Genomic DNA, 22,679 nt, shown 5'->3' on the forward strand with positions numbered 1-22,679 from the left:
CATTGGTCAAGCGATACAACTCATCATACTCGCGCGTTTCCACCGTACCATTGGGAAACTCAGTCTTGACTAAATTCCCCACTTCATCATAGCGATAACTCGTCTCCTCCGTTCCTCTACTATCTTTTATCGTCGCAATTTGTCCCGATTTCGATTGCAGGTCGCTACATGTAAGCCAGTCCCAAATCTTTTCCTCTGCTTGATTGAAGTCATCTGTAATAAGTGTCATCTAGATGATAGCAACGAGCGCAACCCCCATGAAAATCGATCGCCATGGACAAGCAAAAATCCTCAACTCTGAAGGACTGGAGCGATTATTTGAGGTGGGGTTGCAGACCGGATCGCGATCGCTCCCTATTCGGCATCTGTCTCTACACCGCTTGCCGTATTCGAGAGACTTGCACTGTACCTACACAAGGGAATTGTACTCCAAGAAATTATCTTCAGGAAAGGCAACACTAAAGGAAAACTAGCCACCCGTGCTATTCATGGCGATCGCTGATCGCAGCAGCTCTTGGCTTAAGGGTGAATAATCGGCTACAATTCCTTCTAGGGTCAATCCGGGCGCTCCCCTTTTTGCGCAATTAATCTGTATTATAAGATCCCCTTAGTTCCTTTGGTTCAATTGCCTTGGCTAGACAGAGCGATCGTATCGTATTCTAGTTTAATACTCATTTATTCTACACTTCTGATTTAAGTTAACATACAATGACTCTTCCCAACTTTATCCTTCTAGGGGCAGCAAAATCCGGGACTAGCTCTGTCTGGAATTACCTCAAACAGCATCCCCAGGTGTTCATTTCTAATCCTAAAGAGCCTAACTTTTTTGTCTTTGAAGGGATGAAGTTACCCCCATTGCTCGGGCCAGAACCTCCAGAAATTTTGCGTAAAAGATTGTATCAAAATACGATTACTGATTGGCAAAGTTATCAACAATTGTTTGATAAGGTCTCTGGAGAAAGTGCCATTGGCGAAGCCTCAGTCAGATATCTTTATTTTCCCCAAGCCCCGGAAAAAATTAAGAACTATATTCCGAATGTAAAAATGATTGTTATGTTACGCAATCCGGTGGATCGTTTGTATTCCCATTATGTGATGAATATCCGGCATTTACTAGAACCTTTATCCTTAGAAGATGCTTTAGCCCAAGAGAAAGAGAGAATCAATAATCGTTGGGGTTGGGATTGGCATTATACTCAAGTGGGGATGTATTCAGAACAAATTAAGCGATATTTAGATTACTTTCCCCCAGAACAACTGAAAATTATTGTATATGATGATTTTCGCCAAGATCCCTTAGGGACAATGAAGGAAGTATATCAGTATCTAGGGGTAGATGATACTTTTGTCCCAAATGTTGAAGGACGAAAAAATCAAGGATATTGGCCGAAAAATAAATTAGTCCATCAGTTTTTATATACCTCTAATCCCTTAAAGTCATTTCTAGAAAAATGGCTACCACGGTCTTTATATCAGAAGTTAATCAAAAACTTGAAGCAATGGAATAGTGCCCCTATTCCCCCCTTATCCATGGAGTTAAGACAATCTCTGAATGAAGTCTTTCGGTCTGATATTATCAACCTTAAAGAGATTTTGCATCGAGAGATTGCTTGGTTAGACTCATGAGCTTAGACTTGCTGGATAATTAAGAGTTTATCAATTTCTGGGTTGGGAATGTCTTGAGTTTTTCCATTGGGCCAAGTGACTTGAATGGACTCAACTTTATCTTGCTGTCCTAAACCAAAGTAGAGTCGGTAGTGACCTTGAGATCGCCAAGCCCCATCTGCTTGACCAACTTGCTGGAATTGAGTCCCATTTTCGGTAATGACTTTAACTTTACCACCAATAGCGACTGTATTGCCCGCAGCCCCTTTCAATTCTATTTGTAACCAATGGTTCTCATTTCCAGGATTCCGATAGAGCAACACTTTAGACTTGCTAGATTTGCTTAATTCGGCAATATCCTCGGCTTTCTTTTGTTGTTTTTCCCACCAAGACATTTCTTCTGATTTACCGATCAGTAAGTCGCGATCGCCATCATTATCCGCATCAAACCAAGTACAATAAGCATATCCTCCAAATGTCTTAGGTGAATTAACCTGTAATAGATCGATTTTCTCAAAGGTGTGATTAGGACGTTGGCGATACATTCCATACCGCAACGTATATAAATCAGTTAACCCATCATTATCATAATCGACCCAGTTAGCAGCAAAAGCTCTAGAAGGCAGTCCAATAGATTCGGGATCGGTAGCAATATATTCACCTTGATTATTTGTAAATAATACACTTCCTTTTCTGGAGGCGGCAAATAAATCTAAGTCTCCATCATTATCATAATCGGCGATCGCAAGTTGATTGACTGAACTCTCCTCTTGCCCTAACTCTTCTGCAACAAAGGTTCCCGCTTGGTTTCTGTAGAGCCAAAACGTGGTTTCATCAGCCCAAAACAGATCCATATCGCGATCGTTGTCAATATCTAACCACACAAACCAACCCATATCAGACATAGCTAAATTTTTCTCTTGTGCCAGATCAATGAAACGACCTTCAGAGATTTGGCGATAGAGTTGATTCGCTTGCAAAGAATTTGGTGGCCAATGCCGTCCACACATAGTATAAAGATCCAGCAGATTATCTTGGTCAAAATCAACCCAAGCCACTTGTCGTGCTGCACAACCTTGCTTTTCTAACCCAACTTGTTCAGCAATATCTTCAAAGCCAGATCGGGTTTGCAACATTAATTCATCTGTCGCGTTAGGTGCAAGTTCTGGCATCTTCCCGACCATACCACCCCGTACAATCACCACATCCAAATTTCCGTCATTGTCATAATCATTCCAAGCCATACCATGCCGATCCATATGAGGTAAGGCATTAATCGGAGGTAGGGCAAAATCATGGAAGGGAGGAGATCCAAACTTAGAATCGATATAAACCTGGGTTAAATCCGATTCAGAATTGAGTTTGAAAAATGGCGGGAAAAAAGGATAAGATGCGGGAAAGGCGATCGATAAACGACCATTGCCTTTGATCCGGAAGTTCACCAACCTGACTTTATCGAGTCCCCCAGATAAAGCATTCGTATCATTGATTTTAATGGATAGATCGCCCGAAGTTACGGGAGTCGCTGATAGCGGGACAATGACTAATCCACCAAAGTCTTCTGGATTGGAGAGATTTTGGGCAGCGATCGTTAATTGATAGTTATGCCAATAAATATATAATCCTGGATCTTTTCTATTCAAAAGCAGATCAGAAACAGGTTGCTCTGTAACTTCATAATTTTGAGGAAATCCTAAATCATAAATTTGATTTTCAAACCCTTTACCTTGCTGATTAATATCGAAAATTTGTCGGGCGTTATGATTGGTAGAATAGACATCTAAATAGGTATCTTGATTAATATCAGCTACCCCTAAATCAAAGAGAGAATAGACAGAGTCCAGATTTTCTTGAGTATAACCAGAATCAATATTTAATGGATACTGATCCAGATCTCGCTGTGTCCATAGGATAATAGCTAAACTCACTAATCCAAGAATAAATAATATAAGAATATTGCGTTTCATGTTCACACTCTCTGTTTATGTTTATTTAGGATTTATTTTCTCGATAATTTCTCTAGAAATCATCCGACGACGACGATACCATGTCGCCATACCAATTAATAGGCCAGAAAGAGCAAATGCTACCAATAAAGGCAAAATTTCTCCAGTTTGAATTGCCTTAACACCTTCACTTCCCAATAGAATAAAAGGAAACAGACCCAATATCGTTCCGAGCGCTGTGCCTAACAGATAATCTTTAAAACTGACTGACGTTAAACCCGCCGCAAAATTAACGATTCCGTAGGGAATAACCGGCAGCAGGCGAATAGCAAAAATATAGAATACACCTCCTTGATAAATTTCCGCATCCATAGCTTTCCAATAACCTTTAAGCTTATCAGACACCATTTTTTGCCCGTTTATTCGAGTAAATCCAAAGCCAATTAAGGCAGAAATAATGGACGCTAAACTCGTCCAAAATAATCCCAACCAAGGCCCAAATATTACTCCCCCCATCAAATTTAGAGGTGTAGTTGGCAAAATTAGCAAGGTTGAGATGATATAAATCATCATAAAAAAGAGTGGAGTCCAAAATCCTGTAGATTCTAGCCAAAGCTCCAGTTTTGAAGAATCAACTCCCGCCAACCAGTAAACCCCTGCTAGAGTCACAATAATACTAATAACAAAAATAATCAGAAAAATACCTTTCATTGAACCTAATAAAGATCGGCTATCTATTTTGGCTTTCAAGACTCGCCAGGACATCCAATTTTATTGAATTCACAAAGTCCACTTCTTGACGGTTGTTTTTTGCCCAAATTTCTCTATTAATACGATCTTTATCCAGAACATTATTTATATTTTTAGGAGTCAAAAGAAGCCCAAAATCATCAGACTCTTTTTTCTCTTCATCACCTAAAACACGATTCACAACCAAGTCCCCAATCGGCTTTATATAATGAGAGTCATCAACATAATTATTCATAGTTTCAGATAGGGGTTCAGTCGTAATACTATTATAATTGAAAAAATCCCAAACAGGCGCGATCGAAACCATTCGTCTTTTCCAATCTTCCAAAACACTCCATTTCCCACTGGCATAAATTGATTCTAGTCGAATCGCATGAGCAGGAGAAAAATAAATAATCAATTCTACATTATGTTTTTGACACAGATCAACAATTTTTTGAAACTCGTGAATATATTCTTCTGATAGTTTATAATCATGATGTAACTTAAAATAAAGTTTTGTAGATCCCTCAAATCGAATGGTTGTATTGCCGTCCTCTTTCTTGAAGTAAGGCAAGAACCCCTGTTGTGATAATGCTTCTTCATTCTCCGATCCTTCTACACTTGCTTCAATAGTTTCTTGGCTCGCTTCCAGGGTATCTAAAGATAACAAAGTATTGAGAAAATCTTCAAAAACAATATGTTTTTTTTCTAAACGAGATTCGGTAAAACTAGACTGATTGTCTAAATTGGCATTAAACATAAAAAAATCTAACCCTAAAATCACCCTCTGTAAATTTGGATTATTTACGAGTGTATGCTCAACATATCTCCTCAGTTCATAAATATTTGCACCATTAAGACCTAGGTTATAAACAGGGGCAAAAGTTTGTAGGGATGGATGATTGGGATCTAAAGCTCTTTTCATTCTGGATGAGCCAAGTAAAATAGTATTGGGTTTAAGATCAATAATCTCTATGGCTTTATAGAGCCTATCATTATTTTCCTTGTTGGGTTTATGATGATTTAATCCATAAACCACAAATTTTTTATCATATACTCCGTAGGGATCAATCATCATATTGACCCCCCCCACGATAATTAACGGTAGGGTGATAAATGAAAAGAATAAAATATTGAAAAATATGTACTTTTTGTCTTTTCTTTTAAAAAGTAGATTGGTTTTATAGATCATTTTTGATTCATCGGTAATAAGTTAGAACTGAAAATACAAAAATTCTGATACACGATTCATCGATAATAAGCAGATTCCGGTTAATAAACCCAGGCAACAAGACCAGATAAAATCAGGCTTGAATTTGTGCATCAATTCTTGGGTATTTGGCATATATTTGACAGCAATGGTTAAGAGGACTAGAATCACAAATGGTAAGCGATCGCTATCCCAAAACTCTGGCAAGTAATTCAATGATCGCCAGGATTGAACTTGAATTCCAAATTGAGTTAATATAGCCAGTTTTCCCGTTGGCTCTCCAGGTAAAATCAATCCATTTCCAGCCATCATAACTTGTAAAATTTTCAGCCCGTTCGATAGGGTATCGGCTCTAAATAAAACCCAGGCTCCAATAACAGATATAAATGTAATTAACCACGATAGAAACTTGGGTAGAGGAATATTTAACTTACGCCAACCATGATTAACACAAAGATAGAAACCGTGCAGTCCTCCCCAGATTACATAAGTCCAACCTGCACCATGCCATAATCCCCCAAGTAACATGGTCATCATTAGATTAGTATAACGCTGAACCTCTCCTTGACGACTACCTCCTAAAGGAATATAGAGATAATCCCGCAGGAAGTTAGATAAAGTAATGTGCCAACGTCGCCAAAAATCACTAATGGACGTGGCTTTGTAAGGGGAATTAAAGTTAATGGGTAAGTTAATATTAAACAATAATCCTAAACCGATCGCCATATCAGAGTACCCAGAGAAGTCAAAGTACAGTTGATAGGTATAACTGAGTACGCCAACCCAGGATTCAATAAAAGTGATTTCACTGGGGTGATTGAATACAGTAGCGACCCAAGGAGAAAGATTATCCGCGATTAAAACCTTCTTACATAATCCCAGGCTAAATAATACCAGACCTCGGCTAAAATTCTCATGGGAAAAAACATACTTCCTAAGGTTCCGTAATTGTGGGATCAATTCATCATGACGAAGAATAGGACCAGCAATCAATTGAGGAAAAAAGACGACAAACAAGCTATAGGTTAAAATATCATAGTTGAGGTTTTTCGTTTCTCCTCGATAGGCATCGACCAGATAAGCGATTTGGGTAAAGGTATAAAAAGAAATTGCTAAGGGCAGAATAATTGTGTTTATGGAGAAGTTAGCCTGAATGACTGGGTTGACAGAAGTGATGAAGAAGTTCGCATACTTGTAGTAACCAATCGTGACTAAATTGAGAGTAATCCCACTCCAGAGTAAGGTTTTAGCAGATTGACTTTTGGGTTGAGCATAGGCAATGCTCTCTCCTATTTGATAGTTAAAAATAACGGATATTAACAGGAGGGGCAAGTAAGCAATATTCCAATAGGCATAAAATGCAAAGGAAGCCGCAGTTAACCAAACTTGAGAGAGTTTGATCAATTTGAATTGATTTAAAGTCCAAAATACCGTTAAGGTTATCGGTAAAAATACAAAAATAAAAATGTAAGAGTTGAATAGCATTTTTGTTTTTGAGAAAAGAGAACTATCAAAACTGAGTTAACTTTGATTACTCATTAGAACAAGATTGATCCCAATGGGTTGTTTGTTCAACAGTTTGGTCTTCTCCTGGGGGGACAGTGCGCTCATTCATAAAATAGACCGTGATTTGATCCATTTCTTGTTCACCGGTATGATTTTGATTCCAAGTTTGGCATAAGTAGTCACCGAAATAAGGATAAAGACGTTTACCAATCGATCGATTCAGGTTAATATAATAGGTTCTCCACTGCATGTTTGGATACCAGCGATTCCGTTGTTTGAGAGTTGGTTTTTCCCAAGTGACTTCCCCTGTTGTTCGGTTGAGAAGATCCACGGGTGTACCATCTTTAAGTTTACCTTGAATGACATGCCAGCCATCATCTTTAGGAGGAGAGGGTGCAAAAATACTCCATCCTTGATCTAAGCGAGTTAAACCTCCAAATCCTTCTATTCTCTGAAAAGTTCTTTTAGATAAGATTCGATTGATGACATGCTCTCGACTGAGAGTTCTGTTGGCTAATTTTTTAACGTTCCAAAAGGTAGTATAAGCAAATAGCAAGATAGCCACTATACTGAAGAAAGAAGATGGACGAACAACTAATGGACGGAATTTAAAGGGAGCTGTGAATTTACCGGCAAATTTACGGTTATTGGCAATGGTTTCATAGAGTTTATTACCTAAGTTCATTAAGGGTTTCCAACGTAAAACTCTGGCAAAAGGCTTGAAGATGGGAGATAGGCTAACCACATAGGCGATCGCGTCCCACTTAAAACGGCGCTTCTCTTGCCAATCTACCACTACCCAAGAATTGTAGGCTTCCATATCAGCGTAAATTGAGGGTTCATTTTGAGCGCAGGTGAGGGGAGTAGTACTGGGTAGAACTAAGAACGTTCGCAGTAGATAAACCACTTTTTTGCAAAAACCACACTCTGCGTCATAGTAAATTTTTAATCCCATGCGTTGTGGAGTGGCTACACGCTTTTCGAGATAATCCCAAAATTCACTCGGAAGAAAAACTAACCAGCTTGCACTGCTAAGAAATGGAAAAATTCCAATTTCAAATCCTAAGCCAAAGCTAATATGGAGAAGAATAAACGTTATAACTGTGAGCGTTCTAACGATAGGAGTCCGAAAGGGGACAAATAGCAATAAAGGGCCTAACCATTCAATCACTAATGTGGCATGGGTTGCCAGAGTCATGAGCGGGGGGAAATTCAAACCCCATTCAGCGACTGGAGTAGCATATTGATCAAAGCTAAAAGCGTAATAAACTGCATCGCCATCAGGGAACCAAATTGAACTACTGACTTTGAAGGCAGCAGAAAACATATAGATATAGCATTGCTGAAAATGTAAGGCGAAGGTTGCTCCAGTTAAAATTCGTTTGGGAAGTTTTTCACGTGAAGAGTTGAGCGCACTATCGATGGAATAGGTGGCTCCTAAGGGTAAAAACATGGCCCAAAACATTAATGCTCTAATTACATCATCAGCAGCAAAAATAACAAATGGATGGCGATTATGAAGAGAAATTAATAAGGCCCAAGATGCAATGGTGGCTAATCGAGTTCTGTACCCAACCAGCATTCCTAATGCCATGAGTAAAGCAAAGGAAAATAATAGGGCTTGAACAATGGTTTGACCACTGAGAGCATGAATTGACCAATACCCAGGTTTGAGAAGTTCAAATAAGACAGGTGTGGGTAAAACACCTTCATTAGAGTATAGGTCTCGGATATCTCTAGAGCGGATCAATAAATCGGCGATTAAGACGAGGGATAAACCGATTCTGAATAAGGCAAAAGAGCGCAAGTCTAACCCAAATATCTGTTCTAGTTTATTGCGCCAGGGAGATAAGACTGACTTGCTTTCACTCACCATTATATTACCTTCTATTTTAAAGTTCTATTGAATACCTGTGGGATAGTTTTTAGCTTTACGTTTTGGAGTTTTAAAAATCCAATTTACCCATCTCATCCACCATCTTTGTAACCAACGGAGGAAAACTTGTAGGCGATGAGAGATCGTGGGCATCCGAATTAAATAAACCAGATTTCTAAATAAAAAAGCAAGCGATCCATGAAAATGCAGGCCAAAGCTAGATACTGCTGCATCATTCACTCCTATGGTTATCATTTCGCCTAAATGAAGATAGCGAAACTTTTTGAGTCGTTTTTGGTGAATTCTAGACCGGAGATTTTTGGCGGCAACTGGTGCTTGTTGATATGCAGCTTGAGCTGTTCGGGGAATTTCTGAGTTACTGGGGATATCAGCAATATCGCCCAAGGCAAATACTTCTGGATATCCTTTTAACTGAAGGGTAGGTTCGACTAATAATTGTCCATAACGATTATGTTCACAGTCTAGATCTAAAACCCACGATCGCGCTTTAGTCCCTGTTGTCCAAATCACTAAATCAGTCGGCAATGAACTAGTTTCATTGGCTTGTTCGACGATCAACCGATTGGCTTCAACTAAGTTAACTTGGGTTAGGAAACTAATCCTTACCTTTCTTTCTTCTAATGCTTTTTCAGCAGTAAGGCGAGTTGCTTTGGTAAAAGATCGCAGAATTCTATCTCCCCTCGTGATTAAGCGGACTTCTCCTTTCTGTCCTAAATAGTCTGCAATTTTCGTGGCTAATTCGACTCCAGAAGGCCCCCCTCCAACAACGGAAATCTGGACAGGATCTTTGCTTAAACTCCGAAAATCTTGTAATTTCTTTTTTAAGAATTCAGTATCCTTTAGGGTACGAAAACTTGCGGTATGTTCTTTGACTCCAGGCACATTATCGATGAGACTCTTTACTCCGACTGCAATAATCAAATAATCATACTGAAGTTCTCCCCTGTCTTGTAGGTAAACTTGCTGTTTTTTTAAATCAGCTCCTAGGATACGATCTTGATAGAATTTGATTTTTTTCTGGCGAATCAATTTCGAGAAGGGGGGGGCAATTTCCCAAATTTGAAGTTCATTAGTGATCAATTCATAGAGTAAAGGGGTAAATAAAATATGATCGTTTTGATCGATGAGGGTAACTTGGAGTTCAGAAAAGCGCTGGAGATATAAGGCGGCATAGAGTCCTCCAAATCCTCCCCCAAGAATACAGACCTTGAAAGGAGATTGAATGCTTGTATGAGAGGAGGAAAGATCAATAGGAGTGTGCATGATCAGTTTTGGCCAGAGGTGGGATTGGGTTTGGGTAAAGAATCTAGAATGGGTTTCAATTCTTTGACAAGTTGCTCACCTCTAACTTTCCTCCCTTCAGGATTTAAATGGTAATGGGTATCGGCAAACCAGCTAACATTACTTTGAACATTTAAGGTCTCTGGATCGTAAATTAAGGGAGCTATTTTTTCGAGTTTTTCGATGGTGATTTGCACATTTTTGATGGTTTTGTCGTTTCTATCGCCATAAATCCAAGGCAACGATAGGATGAGTGTACCGCCTTTGGCTTCTACTTCAGTTTTAAACTGACTAATCCGCTTAATTGCATGTTTGGAAGGGGGTTGGTTAACGACCATTTGCCACCACTCTCCGGTACGCTCTTGATAAGCAATGGGGTCTCCTTGGGCGGTGACATCTGAATAGTAACCGGTTAATTTTCCTTCTTCAATTAAGTCCCATGTGGATTCAACTGCTCCTCGGAGGGTGAGAACGCCTAATAAAAAGCCTTCTTGAGCGAGTTCTTTGGCGGGAATATTACCAACTGTGGGTTGTCCGGTGGCAATGGCTAGAGCAGCGGAGCGATCGCTAATTCCATCCTCATCCCACAAAACGAAATTGTATTCTGGAATGAACAATACCACATCTCCAGGCTGAACATGCTGGAGAATACTGGGTAAAATAACATTTAATCCTACTGGACCGTCTAATCCTAGATTTAAGACGGGGATACCGAGTTGCTCCTGCAAGAGGACGGAATCAATGGTGAAATGAGCGCCCGATCCTCCCATAATCAAGAGTCTGCGGGGAGCTTCTATGGGTTCAGAGGCGATCGCCATCTTCGATTCATATAACCTCCGTAACCAACTCAAATTCCCCCCATAGCGAGCATTATGGTAATAGCCGATACCCCATGCTATTCCCGCAATTAATACCCAACTGCCTAATCTTAGTGCTGTCTGCATAGGTTTCTCAATCTAGTTTAGAAATCAAAATAGATAAACTCTGAAGGAGTATTTGCCCCAAGCAAAATAGCCAATCCTAATAATCCTCTGGAAACCCAAGGGGACACCAAAATATCATATTCTGCTCGTTTTTGCCAAACGGCCAAATGTTCAAGAAAGAGAACTCCTAAAGCTAAAGCCAGGGTGACCATTAAAGCACTCATTTGATTGGTATTATAATCGCTAAAAACGGACGTAAAATTACCAAAAGAATAAGCCAACGGATTAATTAAGGATTTTAACTTCAGGACTAATCGACCGATATTAGTATCCATGAAGAATAGACAACCCAACGTTACAGAGACAAACGTTAATCCCCAAGAGATAAACTCAGTTTTAGAAGTCCACTGTCCGATCAGCTTTTGGAAGGGACGACCGGCGTATCGTAAAACGAGAAGAAGTCCTCCATGATACGCTCCCCAGAGGATAAAATTCCAGGCAGCTCCATGCCAAAAACCGGACAACGTAAACGTAACAAATAAGTAAAAGGGGGCCCATTTTTTGTTTCGGCCCATCAAAGGGATAAACACATAATCTCGGAACCAATTACTTAGGGTAATATGCCAGCGCCGCCAAAATTCCTGAATACTCACGGAGGTATAGGGGGCTAAAAAATTAAGCTCTAACTTGACTCCAAAAAACTTAGCAATGCCCACCGCCATAAAACTATAGCCCCCAAAGTCAAAGTAAATTCTGAGGGTAAACAGAAAGGCATGGAACCAAATAAACCAAGCATTACTGGTTTCCTGTAACTCAATATAAGGGGCAATGTTATCGGCAAGGACAAATTTCATGAACATCCCTAAGGATAACCAGCGCAACCCATATTCTAAGTTTTCCACAGTAAACTTAAACTGAAAGCCTTGGAGCTGGGGTAAAAGTTGACTACGCCGTTCAATTGGACCCGCAACAATTTGGGGGAAAAAGGCAATAAAGTTTACATAATCGACAAAATTAATCGGCTTTTTCCGCTTAGAGACATAGGAATCAACAACGAAAGCCACCATTTGAAACGTATAGAAGGAGATGCCTGGTGGAATTTGCTGGAATACCGGTAGCGGAAACGTTTGTTTCCAGTTAGAAGGGATCGTAAACCCTAAACCGATCACATCTTCAACCAAGAAAGTTAAGTATTTGAAGTAAGCTAAAACACTGACATCAAAAATAATTAAGGTTGCCGCCACTAGATAGGCTTTCCAACCTTTATACTGCAACATAAACTTCACCATCAGGTAATTAAAGATAACCTGAAAGATGAAGATAATGAAGCTGGAGAAGCTAGCATTTAAGAATAAAATTAGGGACAGGAACATTAAGCCCAAGGTATCCAAATACCTTGGCCACAAGTTAAAACTTTTGCCAATGAGCCTAATTGTAAAAAATGGAACTGAAAATAAAAACAGAATCCACCAGAAAGAAAAATCGGAGAAGTTCAATGAGTGGCTTCCTCTCTTAACGCTGTGATCAGTGGGGTGAGACTTGATCTTCAACAGCTAAGGAGAGAAGAACCTCTCCTTAACTTCAAAACTATAGCTGTCAGGGGAAAAATAAGGGTTAAGTTTACTTACCTTTAAAGAATCCACCCCAGCCTGATTTTTTAGTTTTTTCTGCTGGTGCAGCTTTAGCTTGTTCGCCCTCTGAACTATCCAAGTCAGAAATATCGAATTCAGATACTAAGTATTGGGCTGCATTTTCAATGGTGGGGTGATCCCAAAATAGAGTAGAGGGTAATTCTACATCATCTAGATCTAGCCAATCTTCTAAGTCTCCCACTAAGGTTACCGCATCAATGGAATCTAAACCATAGCGAGTTAGAGATTCGCTAACATCAATTTCGTCTGGTTTTTTAGACAATACTTCAGCTAACTGGTTAACCAGCCAAGTTTGCAGCACTTCAACAGGTGATTGTTCAGTTTGAGTTTGTTCGGACGTAGAATTTTGAACTTGCATGGGTTGGAGTCTCCTCTGTTTAGAGAGTTGCTAGTTGGAAAGGAACAATAGAGAACATTTGTTTCTGTTCATACAGCTTAACGAGTTGCTGGGCAACGGTTTCCATATAGGGAGCAGGAACCGGATGCGATCGCCCGAAGGGGGCTAACAGTCGATTTAAGCTTAGAATCAACCATTTGCCTTCAGCGAAAAACTCATCTAGGTTTTCCCGATTATAAACCCACATCTGCACGCATGAAGCTGCTGCATGTAAGGTGCAATATTTTTTCGCCAACTCAAACAGTTCTGGGGATTGATTGTGACCATATTCAAAGGCTGAGTTAGCAATTAACCGATCGTGGGCATCAAGCTCTTCAAGGATAGCTTGAGTCAAGGCAATCACGGGTTCAATAATTTCTGGGCTGATTGCATTTTTCTCTTTCAGCATCTTAAGCTGGTCTAAAGTAATTTCTAAACCTTGGAGAACATCATCCGCCCCACGGCCAACTAATTCCAACTTCTCTGGTTCAAACTTAGGAAGCTCTTGATCTAAGGCAAAGATTGTATTCAGACGCTGACCAATTTGTTCCATTTTAGTGTCATTTCGTCTGGATCTAGATTTAGAGATTTGACGAAATTGGAGCAACAAGGCATGGAGATTAACGACACTACTGCCGTCAAATACACTAATAATTGAATTGTCTCGTAAAACTTTCTGGAAAATCCCCGAATCATGTTCTTCACGCATATAGAATCGTGAACCCAACACCACGGAGATATCATTAATCATGTTCTCCAGTTGAATCGTGACGAAATACTTGACGACGGCTGCCCAAACACTGAATTGTTGGGGGACAACATGAAATCCCCTAGCTGAGGCGATCGTTTCGCACTCACAGATGAGAAGATCCAAAAACCCATTGACTAAAGTATGGCGGGGTTGGGGCATCTGGAAAACAGTTGTCCCATAAACCTCCCGTGAGAGGGCAAATTTTAGAGTGGTTCTCAAAGCTGTGTCTGCGGCTCCATGGGAAAATGCAGAACACAAGGTGCGCGTAATTTGGAATCCTTTCAGGGCTAACTCTAATCCGGCACCTTCTTCTTTTAAGAGCATATCATCAGGAACAAAGCAATCTTTGAACCCAATACCACTCATATCTGATGCCCGAATTCCATGGGTCAAAATTTTGGGCAAATTATAATATTGATCGGGATTGAGACGGCTTTTATCTACCATAAATAGGGACAGGCTTCTGGCTGCTGTACTGTCCTCTGTTTTGGCTAAAATGTAAGAAATACCAGAAATGGTTGCCCGGTTAATCGGCCATTTTTCTCCGTTTAAGAGGTAACCTCCATCGACTTTCTTGGCACTGAGGTCTCCTCCTGTTAAATCAGCCCCATGTTCCCGTTCGGAATAACCGAGACACATGGCACCATTTTCATTTCTCATGTAATTCGATAGCCAAGCTTTTTGCTCTGGAGTACCGGCCATCCAGGTAATAAATGACCAAAACATGGTTGTAAAGGCAATACCGATGGTTTGGTCTCTGCGACATAAGACCCGAACAATAGCAACAAACTCTTCAAAGGAGGTAAACTCACCCCCATATTCTTGGGGAACATAGTAGTTCTGAAGTTTCCAGTTATAGAGCCAGTTTACTTGCTCATGGGGAAAAGCTTCGGATTCATCAATATCAACGACCTGTTTATAGGACATGATATTATCGGGAGATTCTGGATTCCCCAGAGCCTGTTCTAGCTTTTCAGCTAGGCAATATTGTTTCAGTTGCTGCATGGACTTTTCCAAAGATAACGGAATCAAGATTGAGATTGAAGCTCGGAAGCAAGGGAGTCTACTTCACTTTGTAAATGGCGATAGGTAATCGAGAATTTGGGGTTTTCACACCAATCTGCAACCACGGTTAAGTTTCCTTCTAAGAAGTTGCTACGACAGGCTCGCCGTTGAATTTTGCCACTGGCTGTTTTGAGGATATTCCCAGCTTTGGCTAATACGATCGCGTAGGGTTGGATTTCATGAATTTCAGAAATGGCCTGACGAATATCGCCGATGACCTTTTCTGTATCGAAATTTTGGGCTTTCCGTTCGACTTCTTGGACAATGACCAGTTGTTCTTGTCCTTTCGCTTCAATGGAGAAGGCGGCACCATAATCGGATCGCAGGTCTGGATGAAGTCCTTGCACCGTCCATTCCAGGTCTTGGGGATAGTGGTTTGTCCCGTGAATAATAATCAGATCTTTGATCCGCCCTGTGATATAAATCTCCCCTTCATGGAGGAATCCTAAGTCACCCGTGCGTAGAAAGGGCCCTTCTTGGGTGTCTTTAGTATAGGCTTGGAATGTTTCTTTTGTGGCTTCTGGCCGTTGCCAATAGCCCTGAGCGACGCTGGGATCTTTGACCCAAATTTCCCCAACAGTTTGCTCATTGCATCGGGTTAAGGTACTCGGCTCGACGATCGCCACTTCAGTTTCACACACTAAGCGACCACAGGAGGGATAGATTCTCACCCCTTCTTCATCTGGTGAAGCCGTCACTACCCGATTTTGCTCTAGTTGGGCTGTATCTACAGGGAGAAATACCGGATCGGTGAGTTTGGGTTTTGTTGAGACTAAGAGGGTATCTTCGGCTAAACCATAGGAAGGGGCAAAGGTATTCCAGCGAAACCCACAGGATTCAAAGGTGTCATAAAAGGTGCGCATGACTTCTGGGTTAATCGGTTCTGCCGCATTTCCGGCTGCTTCCCAAGAGCTTAAATCGAGAGTTTCGAGTTGCTTGGGCTTAACTCGGCGTACACAGAGGTGATAAGCAAAGTTAGGGGCTTGGCTATGGGTCGCCTTGTATTTGGACAGGGCTTGCAACCACCGCAAGGGTTGTTTAATGAAGGAAAAGGGCGACATGATGTAGCAGGGGGTGGCGTTAAATAAAGGAACCATCATTCCTTCTACTAAGCCATAGTCATGGAAGTAAGGCATCCAGGTAACGCTGATACTGTTGGTATCATATCCACAGGCTCTTTGCAGATAGCCGCAGTGATGCATTAAGTTGCTGTGGTTAAGCATTACCCCCTTGGGGGTTGAGGTTGAGCCGGATGTGTATTGCAGATAGGCTAGGGTCTCTGAGTTAACTTGAGGGTCTTCCCATTGGTTCGCAAGGTCTAGGGAAATGGTTGAGGTATCAATCCATTGCAGGGTTTCGAGTTCGGGAAACTCTTCCGATCCTTCCGCCATTAAGGACTGAATTTGTGTCGTCGTTAGCACCAAAGAAGCTTGGGCATCTTGGATAATGGCTCGTAGTCTGGGAAGGGTGCGTTTGAGGCGACCGGATTCTGGAGGGGGAACGGGAATGGCGATCGCACCCGCATATAAACAACCCAGGAATGCGGCTACTACTTCTACCCCTTGAGGGTATAATAACAGAGCGCGTTCTCCTTGGGCTTGATGCTGCTGCAAATAGGCCGCGATCGCCTGAACTTGCTGCTGCAACAAACGATACGTTAGTGGGTCTGTTTCTTTTTTACCATCTGCTAAAAACACATAGGCTAATTGATCTGGCTTGTTAACTGCCAAGTCCCGCAAACACTCAATTACAGTTGCATACTTGAGAGTTGGGGATATAGAGTTTTCCACTTCTACACTCATGAATACCGTTCCAATAGAGATCGAAGCCACAAGAGAGAATTATCTTGTGACGAGTTGGAGTTTTTACCTAAACTTTGCTTGAAGTACTTTTATTTTTAATCAGAATCTAAGTGGCATTATGGCACAGACCTCTCAGAGCTGTCATCTCTTCTAGAAGATCTTTACTAAAACTTTATAGAACCTCTGGTATGGGTGGGAACCCATACCAGAGTCTGGAAAGGCTACCCTTGCCGCGATCGCACTAGCTCAAATAGGTGATGCGATCGTGAAAAATTGTAAACTTTAACCGAAGGATCGGGAAATCAGGGCAACTGTTGATACTCATTTACAAATTCCACACTCAAGACAACTTGTGATATTTCTTTCTTCCATCAAGTGCAGTTTGAAGCCTTAGACCCTAAGCTATACAAGTTTTTGCCTATTGCCCAGCGTGCAAAGCGCTATAAACACTAAGGTTTAGCAATCCATCCTTTGACTTCACTATCGAGGAGAGGTTTTTCTAGTTTCACATATTCACTTTTTGCCGCTTGCAAAATATGTTTCATCTGCACAGATTCATCATTTTCTGCTGCTAGAAAAGCCGCATTGAGGGCAATATTGCGGATATTTCCTCCAGAAATACTCAGTTTTGCTAGTTTGTTCATATCTAAATCTTGAGTTGGCGTTTCCGTGGGGAAAATTCTGCGCCAAATTTCTGCCCGTTGTTTAATATCAGGAAAATTGAAAGGAACAATAAATCGAATCCGTCGCATAAAGGCATTATCCAAGGCTCCTTTGAGGTTAGTGGTGAGAATAGCGAGACCTTGATAAGCTTCCATCCGTTGCAAAAGATAGCTCACTTCAATGTTAGCATGGCGGTCATGAGAATCTTTGACTTCGGAACGTTTTCCAAACAGAGCATCGGCTTCATCAAATAATAGAATAGTGCCTCCACTTTCAGCCGCATCAAACACGCGGCGTAGGTTTTTTTCGGTTTCACCAATATATTTACTGACCACAGAACTGAGATCGATTTTATATAAGTCCAATTGCAGAGTATTGGCGAGAACTTCTGCGGCTGTGGTTTTTCCTGTGCCACTGGGGCCGGAAAATAGGGCGCTGATGCCTAAACCGCGTCCACTTTTGCGCCGAAAGCCCCAATTTTCATAGACTTTTGCCCGTTGGCGTAGGTGAGCAGCCATGGTTTGCAAGGTTTGCATTTGAGTCTCAGGAAGCACTAGGTCATCCCAGGTCGCTTTGATTTCGATCCGTTGGGCGAGGTCGTCCATGCGAGGACGGGCTTGTTGGCGACAGGCTCTCCACAGTTCTTTTGTAATAGTTTCAGGGAGTTCATTGCGGTTTTTACTGAGGGTATGGCTACAGATTGTTTGAATTTGAGTACTGGTGAGGTTGAATTGGGAAATTAGGATTTGCACTTGCCCGTTAAGTTCGATACCCCATGAATCGAGGTGAGTTTGCCAATATTGGGATTGTTGGGTCAGAGTGGGTTTGTGGACTTCAAGATTGATGATGGAGCGGTTGGGGATGGAGAGGCGATCGCTACTCGTCAGAATCACCGGTGTACTAATCTCTTGAATGAGCTTAATGAGTGCTAGGTTTTGGTTCAGGGGAGTGGCAAGTTTATCGCAATTAATCAACAGCGCATACCCCTTGAGAAAGGCCTCTCGATGCCATAACCTCAGCAGTTGATGCACATCATGGGGACTAGAGGGAAGTTGAGCGGGATCGAGATGATGGAGGGTTAGATTGAGACTAGCAAACGCGGTGGTGGCGATCGCCTGTTTACTCCGACTATCTTCCCCACATAATTGTACTAAAGGAAACTCCTGACCATTAGCAGCACCCACCCAAGTATCCACTAACGTTTGAATCAGTTCATGGTCATGTTCCATTAGAGACACCGAAACGTCCAACGATCCGATCAGAGCTTCGAGTGGCAACGGTTGGGTTTTGACTCCCGCCAAATAATGTAGAATACTCTCATCAATTCGCAGAGGACTCAGGGTAAACGACGGCCCCGATCCCAGTTCAATTAAGCGCCAGTAGCGTAAGGGAGATTCCGGCGTTAAAGCGCTCCAATGGGGGCAATCTAAAAGTTTCAGTGCTAACCCAAATGTTGGGTAAGATTTCTGAGCTATTCCTTGGAGCTGACTTAACCAGTCTAAAAACTGTTCATCTAATTCTGCACCCGCACATAACAGTAAAATATCCCGTTCAAAACTCGAAAGATTAAACGTACTACACAGTTGATCGAGGGCAAATTGAGAGTCTTCTAAATCGGGAATCGATTCACCTTGCTCGGTAACTGTTTCTGCTGGATTATCTCGACTGATTTTTTCATTAATCCTGGCTTGCAGTTTTGCTAACCCTTGGATTAAATCCTGTTGATTTTCATTTTGCCAAGTGTAGTTTAATAAATCAGTCATGGCTTAATAAAAACAATACTAATAACTCGTCGATGTTGCTCAGTTAATTGTGGAATCATTCCAAGGTGAGAATGGGGCCAATATATTGTTCATAGGTGGGACTATTGGGATCGAGATCCACATCCAGTAAGCTCTCTGCGCCATCAACTTGAATCCGAACAAAATAGTCTCCCGGTTGTACATTGCTAATGGGAATAACTGGGGTGCGGGTATTTTCCCGAATGGGGGTACTGTTGAACAGATAAGCGATCGCGTTTTCGCTAGAGTATTCATTGAGCATTAGCACCACTCGCTGTCCCAAACCGATCGTTAAGTTCGTGCGAATAATCACTTGACCCAAGCGACGGTCTTCTTCCGTTTCTTCAATGTCTACCAGTTCATAACCCAGAAAACTGGGACGCACCACAAAAGGAAAAACATTAGATTCGACTTTTTGAACTGGTTCAGTGGTAGTACTAGGACGAGGAGGACGACGGCCATTTTGAGACGGAAGGGACGGCAGTTGGGGATGAATCACTTGCAGGGATTGGACTCCAGCCCGTAGATGGGTATTGGGAACCAGACGCAGGGAAAGGCTTAATTCTGTATCGTTGATGATTTGGGGAGTGACTTCGGCTTGATTGATCCGAACTTGGGCGATCGAATGGGAGAGGAATCGACCGCGAATACGGAGGGTGCTATTGGCTAAAATAGGCATATACTTACCTGTAGTATTGACCACTTGATCGACCACAGGTTGTTTCGGGAAGGGGCCGCCAATCATGCGGCGATCGCGCACCGGTAGTGAAGATTTGGCTGATATATCGCTTTCAATCAGAATCACACTGATTTTATAGACCACAGATAAAGCATGGGGAGTCTGAAAAAAAACTGACCAAATTTTCGAGAGTTCATCCGTAGAAACAGAGATGAATTCCGCCCGAATTTGCTCAATTTGATCGGCTAAATCCGACCCTTCTAAGTAATCGAATGTCGGATCGTTAATCGTTTCCTGAATCATCTGAGGTGTAAAAACCAACTGATCTTCTAACGCACGAGCCACACAACCTAAGAGTCTTTGCGGTTCTAATTCAGCATCATTACCGTAACAAGAAATCACGTAAAATAAATCTAGAGCTGCTTGCCTGCGCTTGACCATATCTCCCCGTCGTTGAAAGTTAGGAGTGTCTTGATTGGTTAAAGCCGGATTGCGTTTGATGTGATACAAGTATAGATTCACTCCAGTTTCTGGGATACCTCCCCCTGCACCATCAGGGCGCACCGTGGTTACCCTAGAACCATCTACATCCGTTTGTATCGCTTGTTGAATAATACGCTGCATGGTCGCTGTGGCCGTGGCGATCGCTAAATAATTAGCCATTCAATTCACTCACTCGCTTCACTGCTCTGTCCATTCTGGAGTCAGACCCTGCTCCAAAATAGCTTAATGGGGTCTTAGCGGCTATCTTAACTTAGGATTAGCCATTCCTCTATACATTAATTTTTGTTGTTTTTTATTGATATTTATCAGATATCTATTATCTCTTTATAAGATAAGTTAAGTTGTGTAAATCTTCAAGAAAAACCCTTAAAAAAGTAGTCATTAATTCATCGGTTATTGTATGGTGGCACTATCGTGGTTTAAGAGTTTATTTTAGGAAACATATCTCCCTAATTTTTTGATTTTTATATCCAAGTTTGGATAAAGTCATCTCTTAGCCCATCTATTAACCAGAATTCTCCACAGTAATTTGGTATTCGGAAGGAATCCACTATGGCGAGACTTGATTATTACGCTCCCGGTGTTTATATCGAAGAAGTCAATCGCGGCAGTCGTCCCATTGAGGGAGTCCCGACTGCCGTAGGAGGCTTCGTCGGTTTTACCGAGGACATCCGAGGTGGCGCAGAACCGTTTAAACCGATGTTGGTCACCACTTGGGATCAATATCTGCAATATTTTGGCCGACCCAACTCCGACGGGTTTACCGACTTTGGGGCCTACTTACCGCTAAGTGTCTATGGATGGTTCCTCAATGGCGGTGGTCGCTGTTGGGTTGTTAGTATTGGCACTCGCTTACCCGGTTCCCCAGAACCAGAAGCAACAGAAACCGGAACCAGCATTATGAACCGGGGAAACCGACCTTCCCTAAAATTCTCTATCCGTCCAGGTTCTGACCTCACCACTACCGATAATGGCTCGATCAATGCCATGCTCGTACCTGTGGATCGCTCCGTTCGGGTGCAAATTATGGATGGAGAACCCAAACCCCCACCATCGAGTACGAGTTCTTCAAGTGCGAGTACTTCAAGTACGACCGAGAGTACCTCCAGTACAACTATTCCCGCGAATACTGGGGAATTTTTCACCGTAGTCGTTGCCCAAGGGGATGAAGAACTCGAACGGTTTGAAAACCTGACCATGAATCCCCAAATTGATTCCTCTGTAGCAACCTATGTGGTTACAGCCCTAGAAGAATCAGAATATATTGCTGCTGTAGACCTATCCATCAGTGGCTCTCCCCTAGCCCGACGACCCAGTAATGGATTGTATGAAATCAGCCCTCCCGTGGTGATGCCTTCTCCTGACCGCTTCTCCCAACATATTGAAGGGGTAAGAGATGACCGGACTGGCGTTCGGGGACTCTTCGAGATTGACGAAGTGACGATCATGGCTTGTCCCGATCTGATGAAAGTCTATGAAACCGGCCTGATTAACATCGACCAACTGCACGGGATTATGGATGTAATGGTCAGCCTCTGTGAAGGAGCTGCCGATGGCGATATCCCGAATGCTCCCAACCGGATGGTGATTCTCGATCCACCCCCAGACCGAGTAAAACCCCAACAAATCAGTCGTTGGCTGCGGGAAGAATTTAACCGCCGTTCGCAATTTGCCGCTCTCTATTATCCCTGGATTCGGGTTCCCAATCCCAGAAATGCTGGTCGCCCAGTAGCCATTCCTCCCAGTGGTTATATGGCAGGGGTTTGGTCTCGCAACGATGAAACGCGAGGCGTTTATAAAGCACCTGCCAACGAAGTCCCCAGAGGAGTTATCGGTTTAGCTTACGATTGTAATTTCCGGGAACAGGAACTGCTTAACCCTGCGGGAATTAACTGTATTCGTCCCTTCCCCAACCGAGGCATTCGGGTTTGGGGTGCTAGAACTCTCGTTGAGCCGGATAATATCCAATGGCGCTATATCAACGTTCGCCGCTTGATGAGCTACATCGAGAAATCCATTGAAAATGGAATGCAATGGGTCGTCTTTGAACCCAACGATGAAGACCTGTGGCAACGGGTTAAACGCACGATTACCAGTTTCTTAACGGATTTGTGGCGAGCTGGTGCGTTGATGGGAGGATCTCCTGCTGAAGCTTTCTACGTCAAGTGTGATTCTGATATTAATACTCCCCAAAGTATGATGCTCGGTCGATTGTATGTAGAAGTCGGTATTGCTCCCGTGCGACCGGCTGAATTTGTTATCTTCCGTATCAGTCAATGGACGGCTGAAGGCGAAAGTTAATGGGT

General features: G+C 42.1%; 16 protein-coding genes and 1 pseudogene. 3 read left to right on the forward strand and 14 right to left on the reverse strand.

Annotation, left to right across the window (positions count from 1 at the left end):
- A pseudogene (locus AC3A14_RS11715) lies at positions 1 to 229 on the reverse strand (hypothetical protein); the annotation flags it as partial.
- A 4-nt stretch (positions 230 to 233) separates the two neighbouring features.
- Here AC3A14_RS11715 and AC3A14_RS11720 point away from each other — a divergent pair.
- A complete protein-coding gene (locus tag AC3A14_RS11720) occupies positions 234 to 473 on the forward strand; it encodes a hypothetical protein (protein WP_318732309.1) in 240 nt (79 codons plus the stop codon).
- Between the two features lie 235 nt (positions 474 to 708).
- Positions 709 to 1,626, forward strand: coding sequence for a sulfotransferase family protein (locus AC3A14_RS11725; RefSeq protein WP_318732310.1), 918 nt, complete (start codon positions 709 to 711; stop codon positions 1,624 to 1,626).
- A 2-nt stretch (positions 1,627 to 1,628) separates the two neighbouring features.
- Here the strand turns inward: AC3A14_RS11725 and AC3A14_RS11730 are convergent, their stop codons facing one another.
- From AC3A14_RS11730 to AC3A14_RS11790, 13 genes are all read right to left on the reverse strand, one after another.
- Positions 1,629 to 3,572 carry a CRTAC1 family protein gene (locus tag AC3A14_RS11730; RefSeq protein ID WP_318732311.1) on the reverse strand — a complete coding sequence of 648 codons (1,944 nt, stop codon included), beginning with the start codon at positions 3,570 to 3,572 and terminating at the stop codon, positions 1,629 to 1,631.
- A 21-nt stretch (positions 3,573 to 3,593) separates the two neighbouring features.
- Positions 3,594 to 4,316, reverse strand: a complete 723-nt coding sequence (locus AC3A14_RS11735; RefSeq protein ID WP_318732312.1) for a TVP38/TMEM64 family protein — start codon at positions 4,314 to 4,316, stop codon at positions 3,594 to 3,596.
- A complete protein-coding gene (locus AC3A14_RS11740) occupies positions 4,282 to 5,475 on the reverse strand; it encodes a hypothetical protein (protein WP_318732313.1) in 1,194 nt (397 codons plus the stop codon). The genes AC3A14_RS11735 and AC3A14_RS11740 overlap by 35 nt, the downstream gene beginning before the upstream one ends.
- A gap of 21 nt (positions 5,476 to 5,496) precedes the next feature.
- Entirely contained in the window at positions 5,497 to 6,978 is a 1,482-nt protein-coding gene (locus AC3A14_RS11745) for an MBOAT family O-acyltransferase (protein ID WP_318732314.1), read from the reverse strand.
- Positions 6,979 to 7,024: 46 nt separating this feature from the next.
- A complete protein-coding gene (locus AC3A14_RS11750; protein WP_318732315.1) occupies positions 7,025 to 8,875 on the reverse strand; it encodes a DCC1-like thiol-disulfide oxidoreductase family protein in 1,851 nt (616 codons plus the stop codon).
- A gap of 24 nt (positions 8,876 to 8,899) precedes the next feature.
- On the reverse strand, positions 8,900 to 10,159 hold the full coding sequence (locus AC3A14_RS11755; RefSeq protein ID WP_318732316.1) for an NAD(P)/FAD-dependent oxidoreductase: 1,260 nt from the start codon (positions 10,157 to 10,159) through the stop codon (positions 8,900 to 8,902).
- A gap of 2 nt (positions 10,160 to 10,161) precedes the next feature.
- The gene (locus AC3A14_RS11760) at positions 10,162 to 11,121 is read right to left on the reverse strand and encodes a hypothetical protein (protein WP_318732317.1); all 960 of its coding nucleotides are present in this window, start codon (positions 11,119 to 11,121) and stop codon (positions 10,162 to 10,164) included.
- A gap of 17 nt (positions 11,122 to 11,138) precedes the next feature.
- Positions 11,139 to 12,596 carry an MBOAT family O-acyltransferase gene (locus AC3A14_RS11765; RefSeq protein ID WP_271944644.1) on the reverse strand — a complete coding sequence of 486 codons (1,458 nt, stop codon included), beginning with the start codon at positions 12,594 to 12,596 and terminating at the stop codon, positions 11,139 to 11,141.
- A 124-nt stretch (positions 12,597 to 12,720) separates the two neighbouring features.
- Positions 12,721 to 13,110: an acyl carrier protein gene (locus AC3A14_RS11770; protein WP_318732318.1), complete on the reverse strand. Its 390-nt coding sequence runs from the start codon at positions 13,108 to 13,110 to the stop codon at positions 12,721 to 12,723.
- Between the two features lie 19 nt (positions 13,111 to 13,129).
- Positions 13,130 to 14,884: an acyl-CoA dehydrogenase family protein gene (locus AC3A14_RS11775; RefSeq protein ID WP_318732319.1), complete on the reverse strand. Its 1,755-nt coding sequence runs from the start codon at positions 14,882 to 14,884 to the stop codon at positions 13,130 to 13,132.
- Between the two features lie 23 nt (positions 14,885 to 14,907).
- Positions 14,908 to 16,746, reverse strand: a complete 1,839-nt coding sequence (locus tag AC3A14_RS11780; RefSeq protein WP_413039119.1) for a fatty acyl-AMP ligase — start codon at positions 16,744 to 16,746, stop codon at positions 14,908 to 14,910.
- 449 nt (positions 16,747 to 17,195) lie between these two features.
- Positions 17,196 to 19,172, reverse strand: a complete 1,977-nt coding sequence (locus AC3A14_RS11785) for an ATP-binding protein (protein WP_318732321.1) — start codon at positions 19,170 to 19,172, stop codon at positions 17,196 to 17,198.
- A gap of 55 nt (positions 19,173 to 19,227) precedes the next feature.
- The gene (locus AC3A14_RS11790) at positions 19,228 to 20,532 is read right to left on the reverse strand and encodes a Pvc16 family protein (protein ID WP_318732323.1); all 1,305 of its coding nucleotides are present in this window, start codon (positions 20,530 to 20,532) and stop codon (positions 19,228 to 19,230) included.
- A 393-nt stretch (positions 20,533 to 20,925) separates the two neighbouring features.
- Here AC3A14_RS11790 and AC3A14_RS11795 point away from each other — a divergent pair, with 393 nt between their 5' ends.
- The gene (locus AC3A14_RS11795) at positions 20,926 to 22,674 is read left to right on the forward strand and encodes a phage tail sheath family protein (protein ID WP_318732324.1); all 1,749 of its coding nucleotides are present in this window, start codon (positions 20,926 to 20,928) and stop codon (positions 22,672 to 22,674) included.
- Positions 22,675 to 22,679: the final 5 nt, after the last annotated feature.

This window comes from Roseofilum sp. (assembly GCF_982964205.1).